This window comes from Pseudofulvimonas gallinarii, from assembly GCF_004343305.1.
GTDB classification, from domain to species: Bacteria; Pseudomonadota; Gammaproteobacteria; order Xanthomonadales; family UBA2363; genus Pseudofulvimonas; species Pseudofulvimonas gallinarii.
Genome location: NZ_SMAF01000024.1, coordinates 1 through 12,505, shown reverse-complemented (window position 1 = coordinate 12,505; position 12,505 = coordinate 1). Strand labels below are relative to the sequence as shown.

Genomic DNA, 12,505 nt, shown 5'->3' with positions numbered 1-12,505 from the left:
GCGGGAAGGATGACATCGTGGCCGTGAAGTCCGCGCGGCTGGAGCAGCTGCACCGACACCTGGAACGCGAGCCGCTGGCGCCGGTTTATCTGCTGGCCGGACAGGAGCCGCTGCTGCTGCTGGAGGCGGCCGACGCCGTGCGTGCCGCCGCGCGTCGCCAGGCCTTCATCGAACGCGAGGTGCTGGAAGCGGGCGAGAGCGGTTTCGACTGGGGACATCTTGCCGCCAGCAGCCAGCAGGGTTCGCTGTTCGGCGGTGACCGCAAGCTCGTCGATCTGCGCCTGCCCGGTGGCAAGCCCGGCAAGGAGGGCGCCGAAGCGCTCAAGGACTGGGCGGCGGCGATGCCGCCCGACACCGTGCTGCTGGTGACTTGCACGCAGTGGGGCAAGGCCTGGGAAACCGGCTGGGTCGAGGCGCTGGCGCAGCGCGGCTGGTATGTGCCGGTGTGGCCGGTGAAGCGCGACGACCTGCCGGACTGGATCGCCCAGCGTTCGCGTGCGCGTGGCGTCACGCTGACGCTGGATGCGGTGCAGCTGCTGGCCGAGCGCACCGAAGGCAACCTGCTCGCCTGCGCGCAGGAAATCGACAAGCTGGTGATGCTGGGCGAGCAGGGCAGCCTGGATGCCGACCGCCTGGACGCGGTGCTGGCGCAACAGTCGCGCCTGGATGTGTTCGCGCTCACCGATGCCGTGCTCGCCGGAGACGCCGCACGGGCCACGCGCATCCTGCAGGCGCTGCGCGCTGAAGGCGAACAGCCGGTGCCGATCCTTTCGTGGCTGGGCGGCCAGGTGGAGCTGCTGGCCCGTGTCGCCGATGCGGAAAGCGAGGGTCGTCCGACAGCGCAGGCGTTGCGCGCCGAGCGCGTCTGGGACAGTCGCGTGGCGCTTTACCAGCGCGCGTTGCGCCGCATCCGCGCCCCCGGCTGTCGCCGCGCGCTGCTGACGCTGTCGCGCCTGGACCGCATGGCCAAGGGCCGCGAGGCGGGCGATGTGTGGCTGGAAACCGAACGCCTGCTGCTGCGCCTCGCCGCCGGCGGTCGTCCCCGTGCCGCGGCACGCCACTGAGGACTGCGCAGGCATGGAAAGGCCGGCTCCCGTCGCCGTTTTCGGTGGCACCTTCGATCCGATCCACTTCGGCCATCTGCGGGTCGCCTGGGAAGTGTCGGAACAACTGGACTGTGAAGTCCGCCTGATGCCCTCGGCGCAACCGCCGCACCGCTCGGCGCCGGGCGGCAGCGCGGCCGATCGTGCGGCGATGATCGAGATGGCGCTGGCCGGACAGGGCCGGCTGCGCCTGGATCGTCGCGAGCTGGAGCGCACGGGCCCGAGCTACAGCGTGGACACGCTGCTGGAACTGCGCGAGGAACTCGGCCCTGATCGCCCGCTGATCTTCGTCCTCGGTGCCGATGCCTTCCGGGCGTTACCGGCCTGGCACCGCTGGCAAGAGCTGACCGGCCTGGCCCATCTGGTCGCGATGACGCGGCCACGACAGCGCCTGGACAAGCTCGAACCGGACCTGCACAACGCCATGGCCGGTCGCTGGACCGGCCTGGTCGAGCGCCTTCGCGGCGAACCGGCCGGGCGCGTGATGGTGATCCGCGTCACGCCGCTGGCGATTTCCTCCAGCCTCATCCGCGCCTCCCTCGCCGAAGGCCGCCTGCCGCGCTACCTGCTGCCGCAGCCGGTGCTGGACCACATCCAGGCGCGCGGCCTCTACCGCTGAACGGCGTCCGGACCCGACGCGGTCCGGACCGCGCTGCAGCGCTATACTGGCCGCCACTTTCAAGAGGTTGCCCGGTTGTCCCAGAACACCCAAGCCGTCATCGACGCGGCCAAGACATCGCCCGACCTGGATGAGCAGCGCGCCCGCGTCATCGCCGCGCTCGAAGATCTCAAGGCCAATGACATCCGCGAAATCGACGTTCGCGGCAAGACCAGCGTCACCGATCTGATCGTCATTGCGTCCGGCACGTCCAGCCGGCATGTGAAGTCGATTGCCGACGAAGTCGTGCGCCAGCTGAAGGGCCTGGGCGCGCCACCCATCGGCGTCGAAGGCGAGCGCGAAGGCGAGTGGGTGCTGGTGGACCTGGGCGACATCATCGTCCACGTCATGCTTCCGCGCGTGCGCGAGTTCTACGGTCTGGAGCGCCTCTGGGGCGTCGCCGAGGAAGCGCGCCAGGCCGCCGCGCAGGCGGCCGGGGACGAACACGCCGAAGCGTCCTGATGCGCTGGTGTCGTCGGGCGAGCGGGCGGCAGGTGCCGCAGTCCATATTGCGCGGCCAGCCAGCAGGGTGTTGCCGTGCGGTCGCCGATGCCTGTGTTTCGTCGCCGATGCTCCGCATTGGCCGGGCTGGGGATTGCGCCGCATTGGCGGGGACGTGCCAGTGACTGCCGCGCCCTCGCGCACTGCACTGGTCTGGCTCTGGCTGAGCGCGGTCCTGGTCGTCCTCGACCAGCTCACCAAGTTCTGGGCCGAATCCGTCCTGACGCCTTACCAGCCGGTGCCCGTGTTGCCGGTCCTGAACTGGACGCTGGTGTTCAACCAGGGCGCCGCCTTCAGCTTCCTCAGTGATGCCGGCGGCTGGCAGCGCTGGCTGTTCACGATCCTCGCCTTGGGCGTCAGCGTGTTGCTGGTGTACTGGCTGCGCCAGACGCCGCGCTCGCAGCGGCTGGTCGGGCTGGCCTACGCGCTCATCCTGGCCGGGGCCATCGGCAATGTCATCGATCGCATCCGTTACGGGCACGTCGTCGATTTCGTCGACGTGTACTGGAAGCACTGGCATTTCCCGGCCTTCAACCTGGCGGATGCCGCGATCACGCTTGGCGCCGTCGCACTGATCGCCAGCCTGCTGTTCCCCACGCGCGGCATCGGACGCTGAACCCGGGCGTCTGCCGCGCGATGCGGCAAGGCGTTCACGGGGTGCGATAATGCCCGCCATGGAAGTCCTGCTCGCCAATCCCCGCGGTTTCTGCGCCGGCGTCGACCGCGCCATCGAGATCGTCGACCGCCTGCTCGATGCCTTCGGTGCACCGATCTATGTGCGCCACGAAGTGGTCCACAATCGTTTCGTCGTCGACGGCCTGCGTCGTCGTGGTGCGATCTTCGTCGAGGAACTGGACGAGGTGCCGGACAACGGCACGGTCGTGTTCTCCGCCCATGGCGTCTCGCAGGCGGTGCGCGAGGAAGGCGGCAAGCGCGGCCTGCGCGTCTATGACGCCACCTGCCCGCTGGTCACCAAGGTGCACATCGAGGTCGCCCAGCACTGCAAGGCCGGCCGTGACGTGCTGATGATCGGCCATGCCGGCCATCCGGAAGTCGAGGGTACGCTGGGGCAGTGGGACGCCGGCAACTGCGGTGGCGCACGCATCCAGCTGATCGAGACCGTCGCCGACGCCGAGCAGGTCCAGGTGCGCGATCCGGCGCTGGTGGCATTCGTCACCCAGACCACGCTGTCCGTCGACGACACCCGCGAAATCATCGAGGCATTGCAGCGCCGTTTCCCGGCCATCGCCGGTCCGCGCCGCGACGACATCTGCTACGCCACCCAGAACCGCCAGGATGCCGTGCGCCGGCTGGCCGAGCACTGCGATCTGGTGCTGGTCGTCGGCTCGGTGAATTCCTCCAATTCCAACCGCCTGCGCGAACTGGCCGCCAAGGCCGGCATTCCGGCCTATCTGATCGACGGCGCCGACGATATCCAGACGGCGTGGCTGCAGGGGCGCGGTCGCATCGGCCTGACTGCCGGCGCCTCGGCCCCCGAGCGCCTGGTACAGGGCGTGGTGGACCGCCTGCGGGAACTGGGCGCCGACTCCGTCGAGGAGCTCGACGGCAAGCCCGAGGACGTGGTGTTCGCGCTGCCCCGCGAGTTGCGCGCGCAGCTGGTCTAGGCCGCGGATCATCGCCGGCGGGCGCGACCGGCACGGGCAGGGTTGGGACAGGCACCAGCGCAAGGGCGGTGCGCTGCGCCGGAGGCCGTGCAGTCCCTCCCATGCGCGCGTGATCCTGCCTTGACCCATGTGCACGTCGTCCAGCGCCTTCGTCCCGTCCCGTCCCGCTCTCGCGGGCGATGCTCCGCGGACTGCATCTCCAGGAATGCTCGCCGGCCGCTGCCGGCCGCGGCCGGACGTCTGGGGCCCACTTCCGAGGCCGAGGCGCCTGCCTTCCTTCCGCTGGTCGGGTGTCTTGTGCCGCCCATCGGGTCATACTTGCCCCGTTCTGGACGCGACGTCCAGACTGCATCCATCAGGGAGAGTCGTATGAATGCACCCTACCGCCCGCGACCATCGTCCCGACCAGCGCCGACGCGCCTGGCGGGTTTCACGCTGGTTGAATTGATGATCAGCATTGCCGTACTGGCCATCCTGCTTGCCATGGCTGTGCCCAGCCTGCGGGAGGTCGGACTGAACAGCCGCAGCTCCGGGATGATCAATACACTGCTGGCCGATCTCTCGACCGCGCGCAGCGAAGCGGTCAAGACGGCCCGTCCCACCTATATCGTCGCCATCGGTGGCGACTGGGCGAATGGCTGGAACATCTGGACGGATACCAACCTGAACGGCGCGCAGGATGGCGACGAGCCCACGCTGAAGAGCCAGGACCCGATCAATGGCGGTTACACCTCGGCCGAAACCGCGTTCCTTCTGCGTGCCATCGAGGGAGCCTCCGGCGGCGGCTCCAATGTCGCCCAGATCGCTTTCGGCGCCCAGGGCCAGACTGTTCTCCCGAGTACCGGCGCGCGTTTCGGACTCTGCCGGCCGGATGGTAACGCCGCACGTTCCACCGGCATCCAGGTGTCGGTTGCGGGACGGGCGCAGGCTGTGAAGGGTCTTCCGGGATTGACGATGGGGTGCAGCTGATGATCAATATTCCACCAGCCGGGTGCGGACGGAGCAGAGGTTTTTCGCTGCTAGAGGTGCTGATCGCGCTTGTCGTCTTCAGTGTCGGCCTGCTGGGCCTGGCGGCGATGATGGTGTCGGCGGTTCGCGGCAACCATCAGGCCTATCATCATTCGCAGGCCGTCTATGTCGCCACGGCGATGGCCGATGGCCTCCGCGCCAATCTCGCCGCGGTCAATGCGGGCGCGTACAACACCGACTGGATCTCCACCGCGGGTGGAAATGCTTGCACGAGTTGCAATGCGACAGATCTGGCCGCCCGCGATCTTGCGGCATGGGCACAGATGGCCAACCAGCGCTTGCCGGGTGGCGAGGTACGCGTCCAGTGCAATTCCATCGCGCCCAGCGGCTACGCTCCGGCCGCCTACAACGGCACCTGCACGCTGGGTGTTCGCTGGGGTGAGGTCGGTGACACCGGCCAGACGCAGGAATCCAGTCAACGAGCCTTCTCCTGGATCATCCAGCCATGATCAAGACGTTTCGACACCGAGGTTTCTCCCTGATCGAGCTGATGATCGCCATGGTCATCGGCCTGCTGCTGGTCATCGGCATCACTTCGCTGTTCACGACCACTTCCGGTATCAACCGGATGGAGAACGGACTGGCGCGCCTCCAGGAGAATGGCCGCTTCGCGCTCGACCGCATCGCCGAGGACATCCGGATGGCATCGGCTACGCGCGGCACGCGAAAAGCCAGCGAGGGAGGCGGTGGAAATCGCGTGAATCCGGATCGACCGATCCTCAGTTTCGCCGATTTCGGAAGTACCGACCTGCGACAAACGGGGTTGCCAGGTGCCAGCGAGTCCGGCGTCACAGGTGGTCGTTATTTCATCTCGCCAGCCTTCATGGTCCGCGGGACCGAATGTCGGACCAGCTGTTCACCTGCCAATATCGCCGTACCCAACCGGGGCTGGGACACCTTCAACGTGGCGGGTTTCGGTCCGGTGCCGGATGTCGGAACCACCGCTGGTTCGCGAGCCGCCGGTGCAGACGTTTTAACTCTGCGTTACCTGCGTGGGGTCGGCGTCCCACTCGCTGTGCGCTTTGTCGGCGTCATTGACAACAATGCCATCATCCTCAACTCACCACTTACAGTCGGGCCCAGCCGCATACTTGTCATGGGCGACTACGCCACGACGGCATTTGTCCCGGTGACGGCCTCAGGGACAGCAAGTTCATTTGTCGGTGGAGGGGCAAGCCTGCTAGCCGATGCCCAGGCGCCGTCGTTTGATGTATTCAATGATGTCAGGGTTTCGGATTTCGATACCGACTTCGTCACGGTCAGCTATTACCTGCGCCTGGAGAATGATCCGTCGCGACCTGGCCGAATGATCAGTGCGCTGCGCCGGCGCGAGAACGGCATCGATGTCAGTATCGCCGAAGGAATCGAACGTCTGGATTTCCTCTATCATGTCGAGGATAGGGCGGGAAATGTCCGTCCGATGACCGCCGACCAGGTCGCCACAGCGACCAACTGTCCGGACCCCTCAATGAATCCGCCGCTGTCTGCCGGTGCCGCTGCGCTTGACCTTGCGAATTGCGGATGGCGTTCCGTCAGGGCGATCGAGGTCTACCTGCTGGCCAACACGATCGATGATGCCGGTGAGCGTCAGGAGTCCTACCAGTACGGCTTTCTCGCCAATGGCACGGCGAACACCGCCAACGCCGTCGAAGTCGCCTGCGACCCGCAGTACAACAGCAGCTGTCCTGCCGGCGCCGTACAGGTCCTGCCGTCCGGGCTTCCTCCAGGGCGCATGCTCAGGCGTGAATTTCGGACCGTAGTGGCTTTGCGAAACAATGCATACTGAGGGCGCTATCGTGCACACCGTCATGCGGAAGTATCAATCCAGACAGCAGGGTATGGCGTTGGTGATCGGCCTGATCTTCCTGCTTATCACTTCACTGATGGCAATTACGGCGATGAGTGGCGTAGTCATGCAGGAGCGTATGGCCGGCAATCTGCGCAATGCTTCGATCGCGGAGGCCGGCGCTGAAAGCGCGCTGCGTGCCGGAGAGAAGTGGATTCGCGATTTCCATTCCCGCGGCGACCAGTTGATTGGTGCCTGTCGTACCAGTGACACCGTCCTGGCGCGTGAGGAAATCGACCCGGCGAACGTAAACGGCGACTGCGAGGATGCGATTGCGCTCGCCAATCAGTTTCGGTCCTTGCCGGACTGGAGCAGCACTTGGGGCGGGGAGTTCATCCATGATTACCCGTCCGAACTGATCGCCGACGGTGCCTTGTCCAGCCATGAAGGTGCGGGCATGGCACAGCGGCCCCAGTTCATGGTCGAGAACATGGGGGTTGTGCGCTGCACCGGCTGCGCTACGGGTGGCCAGGTGGGCTCATTCGGTGGCGTCGATGCCGCCGGCAGCGGCAGCGCCACTCCACCGCCCAATGTCTATCGCATAACCGGGCGCAGCGTCGGCTCGACAGCCAATGTCATGCGCGTCGCCGAAAGCTACTACATCGGCATCATGGGTGACGCGGAAGCGCCTACGCCCTGACACCTTTTTCCCATCCGGGAGGTTGAATCATGAAACTCTTCACCGTCGCAGTAGCGTTGACAGTATCGGCAAGTGCCGGTGCAGCCTCACTGGATCTTTCTCGAGTCCCTCCAAGCCTGAACGCTTCGGTGGCCCCCAATATCCTGATCAGTCTGGATGACTCGGGGAGTATGGCCTGGGGCCATATGCCCAGTGCAAGCCAGAACAGTCCTGGAACAAATTGTAGCTGGTACAACTCCGCTTCGAATTCGATGTACTTCAACCCGGCGCTTGAATATCCACCGCCGTTGCGCCCGGATGGAACTCCATATCCCAATTCATCATTGACGAATGCCTGGGTTGATGGCTTGAATACGACCTATGGCACGGTCAATCTGACAACTCGGTATAGGGTGACAAACAGCCAGAGTGCTGACTACTCCTCAGGGTGGAAAACGGACAATTTCCCGAGTGGTGTTGCAAGCGGCTCCAATCAGCGCGCCTTTTATTGCGTAGGTAACAGTGCGCCGGGTGATGTGCGCATCGTGGCGAGCCAGAGTGCTGCGATCCAGCAGAACTTCGCCAACTGGTTCTCCTACTACCGCTTCCGCAGTCTTGCGGCGCGAAGCGCGCTGTCGACTGCGGTAGCGAACATGGATCAGTCGGTGCGAGTGGCCTGGCAGAATTTCAATACCAACCAGTTGCCCGCCTCGACCGAGATCAAATCCCTTGTGCGACGTCGGGCCGACGGGACAGATGATACGTCTTGGCGAACGTCGTTCTACAACTGGCTCCGCACACCGAGGTACAACGGTGGCACTCCAATGCGGGCCACCTTTGCTCGGGCGGGGCGATTCTTTGAGCGTAGTTCTAGCAACGAGAGGAATCCCTATTGGGATGCAGGCTACGGTCGTGAGCTCTCTTGTCGCCAGAACTTTCACGTCATGATGACCGACGGTTACTGGAATGGCTCGGCGCCATCGGGTGTTGGTGAATATGACGACAGCGGGCGGGTGTTGGCGGATGGGCGGATTGTCCAGGGGAACGCTGCCGCAATCTATTTCAATCAATCGCAGCGTAATAATACAGTCCCAAATCTCGCAGATTTGGCTATGTATTATTACGCGAGAGATCTTCGCGATACTCTTGAGAATAACGTCCCCAGCCATATTGGAGATCGTCGAACCGGTATCGTCAGTGGCGCTACGGCTGAGGACGAGATCTATTTCAACCCGGCTAATGACCCTGCCAACTGGCAGCGCATGGTAAATTTTATGGTGACGTTTGGTGCCGGGTCGACGCTGACAAACGACGACGCGACTTTGCGCGCGCTACGTCGGGGCGAAATTCAGTGGCCGGGTGCGCGGGCAGACACCTCATCCGCCATTGATGACGCATGGCATGCGGCCGTTAACAGTCGCGGTTCGTTCCTCAGTGCCAATAACCCACAGGAACTCGTCAATGCGTTGTCGGCGATCATGGACAATATCAGTCGACGCCAAGGTGTTGTCGGCAGCGCCGGATCGACATCATTCCTCAGAAGTGATGCGGTGATGTACGAGGCTTCCTATGACACCGGGCGCTGGAGTGGTGATGTTATTGCTCGAGCAGTCAATATAGAAACAGGAGAGCCCACGGACGTAATGGAGTGGTCGCTCAGTGCCGGCGAGCAGTTGACATCCCGCACTCCCGGATCTCGCCGAATCCTGACGAATACGGCGGGCTCAGGCCCGGCCAGCCAGACCGAGTTCAGTTGGGGGAACTTGAGTGCTGACCAACGTGCTTGGCTGAGCATCAATCCAATGAGCAACTCCGAAGATTCGCTTGGCCAGAGACGAGTGGATTGGATTCGGGGCAATCGAAGTGATGAACAGCAGAATGGTGGTGTGCTCCGCAGTCGGGATTCCCTTCTGGGACCGATCATTGGTTCCAGTCTTATCAGCGTCAGCGCTCCGCGCTTCGGTTATCGTGGCCGCGTCGGCTTTGCCGAGGGGGGAAGTGCGTATGAGGATTTCCGACGCACACACCAGCGTCGACTGCCGATGCTATATGTTGGTGCCAATGACGGCATGCTTCATGCGTTCGAGGCCGAAACCGGGCGTGAATCTTGGGCATTCATCCCGAATCGCCTTGTCCCCAATCTCGCGCGCCTGACGTCACCCGACTACCAGTTCGTTCCCTTCGTGAACAACACGCCCATCGATCATGATGTCTATATCAATGACCAATGGCGCACCGTGCTGATTGGTACGCTTGGCTTGGGCGGTCAGGGCGTGTATGCCCTGGATATTACCGAGCCGGAGAATCCCAGGGTTCTGTGGGAATTCACAGACGAGGGTCATGCTCATCTCGGGTATACATATGGTCGACCAAACGTCTATCGCCTGAGTGACGGAACCTGGGTTGCTGTAGTTCCGTCGGGCTACAACAGTGAAGCGCGTTTCGATTACGCCACCCGCAATTTGCCTAACGAGCGGCCTGACACACACTTTGTTCCTGGAGGCGACAGTGACGGTATGGTGTTCGTCATCCGGATTTCCGATGGGCAGACCGTTGGAATTCCGGTGGCCGGTGCTCGTGGTCTTGCCACCGTTCAATTGGCGGACTACGAGCTCGACTACGAGCTGGATTTTGCAGTCGCAGGCGACCTTAACGGGAATCTTTTCCGTATCGACTTCAAGGGTCGGGGCTGGAGCGATGTGGGTGGCGCGCGTGTTGACCGCATGTTCACCGGTTCAAACACGCGACCCATTACATCCGGGCCGAGCCTGTTCGCGGATCCGACGACTGGTGAGATGATCGCGGTTGTAGGTACCGGCAAGTATCTGGAGGACCATGACCGTGAAACCGAGATTCCGCGCCAAGCCATCTACGGCATTCGCGAATGTGGCCCGGGCTGCGCGTCCTATCCCATTACACTCGCAAGTCTGGTGGAGCAGACGGTAAGCGTGCGCGCAGATGGCACCATCAGCATGGACCGGACCCGCCCCATCCCACAGAATCGGCGCGGCTGGTACATCCTGCTCGGAAATCCCGGCGCACCCGGTGGTGTAGTGGATGGCGAACGTGTGATCGACATGAGCTTGCCGGTGAGTTTCTCCAGCAACATCGTCGCGATCGGTAGCTACATCCCTTCCGACGAGCCTTGCTCGCCCCAGGGAAATTCAGCGGTGTACGTGCTGTCGGCGCTGACCGGCGGATTCGCCTTCCCAGGTGCGGCGAATGATGATGGTTCATTCTCGGCCGGCGGCGGTGCATTTGTTGACGGTCCCTTGAATCAGGTTGGCGAGCTGCGAAATGGTCCGGCCGACCTGACATCGTTCATTGATCCTAGTTCGGGCGTAATGGCCGTGATGGGCACGCGGATCAATGGTGTGCCCATCCGTCGCCGCAGCGGCTGGCGTGATATCCCGGTCCAGTAATCCGATGGTGCCGTTAAAGGAGTAAACCGCATGAAGCAAGCCAGTTTGAAAGGTGCCGCGGGTTTTACGTTGATCGAGCTGATGATCGTGGTGGCGATCATCGGCCTGCTGAGCGCGATTGCCTATCCCAACTACGTTGAATACGTGCGGAAGTCCAAGCGTGCCGATGGAAAGGCTCTCCTCAACCGGATCGCCGGCGAGCAGGAGCGTTTTTTCACCGCGCGCGGTCAGTACACCAATGCGCTGACGACGCCCAAGCCCAATGGTTTGGGTTTTGCGAACAACCAGTCTGAACAGGGTTGCTACACGGCGACCATCGCATTGGGTCCTGGCAACATGAGCTATACGCTCACTGCTACCCCGGCGAGCTCGGGCAGCTGCGGTAACCAGGCTCTCGATACCAAGTGTGGCACTCTTTCGATCAACAACCTCGGCGTCAAGGGCGCTACAGGCACCGACGGTCCCGGCCGTTGCTGGTAAGCGCTTGAAGCGGAAAGCAGAAACGCCCGGCGATGCCGGGCGTTTCCTTTTCCTGGTGCCGTTGAGAGGAGTCGAACCTCCGACCTACTGATTACGAATCAGTTGCTCTACCAACTGAGCTACAACGGCGTTGGGCCCGCGATTATACGGACCTCGGGCGTCGGCAACAATCCTTGCTGGAATTCCCTGGATGGCGGCCATCCGGCTGGCTGGAAGTAAGCGTCCGGTCGCGACACCTGTTTCCGCGCTGCTGATTGGTAAGCGTCTGCCGACGACACCTGTTTTCCCGGTCGCCAGCGGGGTTTGATGGGCACCCTCAATTCGATGGAGCCCCGTCATGCCCAGCAAGGGTACCCGATGGGCGGCCCATATGGCCGCCTGGCAATCCAGTGGCCTGAGCCAGTCGGCGTATATTGCCGGCGGCATGCGTTGTCGTTGGCCAGCTTCGGCTACTGGCGTCGGCAACTGCGAACGGATCGGGATGAAGCCGATTGCGCGGTGCCGGTTACGCGTTCGCTGGTGCCGATCCGGGTGGCGCCCGCCAGCATGACGCCCGTGACGTCGTCGATGATGGAGGTCTGCCTCGGCAATGGCCTGCGTGTGCGCCTGGCGGGTGTGCCTGATCCATCGGATGTCGCGGCGCTGGTGCGGGCCTTGTCGTCATGCTGACCCTGACCTCATGGTGGCTGGTGACGGCGCCCACCGACCTGCGCTGCGGCATGGATCGTTTGCTGGTTGCGGTACGAACGGTGCTGGACCGTGAACCGATCGAGGGCGAGGCGTATGTGTTCTGCAATCGCGCCGGCACACGGATCAAGCTGCTCAGCTGTGATCGGCACGGGGTGTGGCTGGCGGTGCGCCGCCTGCACCAGGGGCGATTCGTGTGGCCGCGGGCGGGCGCGACGAGCTGGACGCTGAGCGCCGAGCAGTTCGCATGGTTGAGCATGGGCGTGGACTGGCGACGGCTGTCGGATGCGCCAATATCTGGTTGTAAACAGATATAGAGTATGGCATACTACGCGCATGGATTGGTCCATGCTCGATGACATCGACGACCCCGTACAGCTGCGCGAGGCGGCCCAGGCGCTGCTGTCGTCGATGGCGGCGACGGTGCAGACCACCCAACGCGATCATGAGCGGGCGTGCGCCGAACGCGATGCCGCCCTGGAGACCGTTGCGCGTCAGCGCCAGGTGGTGCAAGAACGTGATCGTGCCATCGTGC

14 protein-coding genes and 1 tRNA gene are annotated in these 12,505 nt (G+C 63.5%); 14 read left to right on the top strand and 1 reads right to left on the bottom strand.

Translation table 11 applies throughout. The annotated features are described in order from the left end of the window. Positions 1-17 precede the first annotated feature (17 nt). From holA to EDC25_RS12300, 11 genes are all read left to right on the top strand, one after another. A complete protein-coding gene (gene holA / locus EDC25_RS12350; RefSeq protein WP_240639577.1) occupies positions 18-1,064 on the top strand; it encodes a DNA polymerase III subunit delta in 1,047 nt (348 codons plus the stop codon). A gap of 13 nt (positions 1,065-1,077) precedes the next feature. After that, positions 1,078-1,722 carry a nicotinate-nucleotide adenylyltransferase gene (gene nadD / locus EDC25_RS12345; protein ID WP_123521024.1) on the top strand — a complete coding sequence of 215 codons (645 nt, stop codon included), beginning with the start codon at positions 1,078-1,080 and terminating at the stop codon, positions 1,720-1,722. A 99-nt stretch (positions 1,723-1,821) separates the two neighbouring features. Further along, positions 1,822-2,223 (top strand): ribosome silencing factor, encoded by a 402-nt coding sequence (gene rsfS, locus EDC25_RS12340; RefSeq protein ID WP_123521036.1) that lies wholly within the window; start codon positions 1,822-1,824, stop codon positions 2,221-2,223. A 154-nt stretch (positions 2,224-2,377) separates the two neighbouring features. Then, positions 2,378-2,878, top strand: a complete 501-nt coding sequence (lspA, locus tag EDC25_RS12335) for a signal peptidase II (RefSeq protein WP_425480605.1) — start codon at positions 2,378-2,380, stop codon at positions 2,876-2,878. A gap of 58 nt (positions 2,879-2,936) precedes the next feature. After that, a complete protein-coding gene (ispH, locus tag EDC25_RS12330) occupies positions 2,937-3,887 on the top strand; it encodes a 4-hydroxy-3-methylbut-2-enyl diphosphate reductase (RefSeq protein ID WP_123521025.1) in 951 nt (316 codons plus the stop codon). A 369-nt stretch (positions 3,888-4,256) separates the two neighbouring features. Beyond that, positions 4,257-4,856, top strand: a complete 600-nt coding sequence (locus tag EDC25_RS12325) for a GspH/FimT family pseudopilin (protein ID WP_123521026.1) — start codon at positions 4,257-4,259, stop codon at positions 4,854-4,856. Beyond that, positions 4,856-5,365: a type IV pilus modification protein PilV gene (gene pilV / locus EDC25_RS12320; RefSeq protein ID WP_240639578.1), complete on the top strand. Its 510-nt coding sequence runs from the start codon at positions 4,856-4,858 to the stop codon at positions 5,363-5,365. The genes EDC25_RS12325 and pilV overlap by 1 nt, the downstream gene beginning before the upstream one ends. Further along, positions 5,362-6,702: a PilW family protein gene (locus EDC25_RS12315; protein WP_123521038.1), complete on the top strand. Its 1,341-nt coding sequence runs from the start codon at positions 5,362-5,364 to the stop codon at positions 6,700-6,702. The genes pilV and EDC25_RS12315 overlap by 4 nt, the downstream gene beginning before the upstream one ends. Beyond that, positions 6,692-7,402, top strand: a complete 711-nt coding sequence (locus EDC25_RS12310) for a pilus assembly PilX family protein (protein ID WP_123521028.1) — start codon at positions 6,692-6,694, stop codon at positions 7,400-7,402. The genes EDC25_RS12315 and EDC25_RS12310 overlap by 11 nt, the downstream gene beginning before the upstream one ends. Before the next feature lie 29 nt (positions 7,403-7,431). Next, positions 7,432-10,803 (top strand): pilus assembly protein, encoded by a 3,372-nt coding sequence (locus EDC25_RS12305; protein WP_123521029.1) that lies wholly within the window; start codon positions 7,432-7,434, stop codon positions 10,801-10,803. A 30-nt stretch (positions 10,804-10,833) separates the two neighbouring features. Next, on the top strand, positions 10,834-11,283 hold the full coding sequence (locus tag EDC25_RS12300) for a type IV pilin protein (protein ID WP_123521030.1): 450 nt from the start codon (positions 10,834-10,836) through the stop codon (positions 11,281-11,283). 53 nt (positions 11,284-11,336) lie between these two features. Here EDC25_RS12300 and EDC25_RS12295 read toward each other — a convergent pair. Beyond that, positions 11,337-11,412 (bottom strand) — tRNA-Thr (locus EDC25_RS12295). Positions 11,413-11,589: 177 nt separating this feature from the next. Here EDC25_RS12295 and tnpA point away from each other — a divergent pair. The 3 genes from tnpA to EDC25_RS12280 all read left to right on the top strand — a co-directional run. Then, positions 11,590-11,952, top strand: a complete 363-nt coding sequence (tnpA, locus tag EDC25_RS12290) for an IS66 family insertion sequence element accessory protein TnpA (protein ID WP_132577555.1) — start codon at positions 11,590-11,592, stop codon at positions 11,950-11,952. Further along, on the top strand, positions 11,946-12,287 hold the full coding sequence (gene tnpB / locus EDC25_RS12285; protein ID WP_123521032.1) for an IS66 family insertion sequence element accessory protein TnpB: 342 nt from the start codon (positions 11,946-11,948) through the stop codon (positions 12,285-12,287). The genes tnpA and tnpB overlap by 7 nt, the downstream gene beginning before the upstream one ends. A gap of 31 nt (positions 12,288-12,318) precedes the next feature. Further along, positions 12,319-12,505 (top strand): hypothetical protein (locus EDC25_RS12280; protein ID WP_132577554.1); only part of this gene is annotated, 187 nt, incomplete at its 3' end.

Coding starts and splice junctions, on each gene's coding strand:
- nadD (WP_123521024.1), top strand. CDS start 1,078: ATGGAAAGGCCGGCTCCCGTCGCCGTTTTCGGTGGCACCTTCGATCCG.
- ispH (WP_123521025.1), top strand. CDS start 2,937: ATGGAAGTCCTGCTCGCCAATCCCCGCGGTTTCTGCGCCGGCGTCGAC.
- EDC25_RS12325 (WP_123521026.1), top strand. CDS start 4,257: ATGAATGCACCCTACCGCCCGCGACCATCGTCCCGACCAGCGCCGACG.
- pilV (WP_240639578.1), top strand. CDS start 4,856: ATGATCAATATTCCACCAGCCGGGTGCGGACGGAGCAGAGGTTTTTCG.
- EDC25_RS12315 (WP_123521038.1), top strand. CDS start 5,362: ATGATCAAGACGTTTCGACACCGAGGTTTCTCCCTGATCGAGCTGATG.
- EDC25_RS12310 (WP_123521028.1), top strand. CDS start 6,692: ATGCATACTGAGGGCGCTATCGTGCACACCGTCATGCGGAAGTATCAA.
- EDC25_RS12305 (WP_123521029.1), top strand. CDS start 7,432: ATGAAACTCTTCACCGTCGCAGTAGCGTTGACAGTATCGGCAAGTGCC.
- EDC25_RS12300 (WP_123521030.1), top strand. CDS start 10,834: ATGAAGCAAGCCAGTTTGAAAGGTGCCGCGGGTTTTACGTTGATCGAG.
- tnpA (WP_132577555.1), top strand. CDS start 11,590: ATGGGCACCCTCAATTCGATGGAGCCCCGTCATGCCCAGCAAGGGTAC.
- tnpB (WP_123521032.1), top strand. CDS start 11,946: ATGCTGACCCTGACCTCATGGTGGCTGGTGACGGCGCCCACCGACCTG.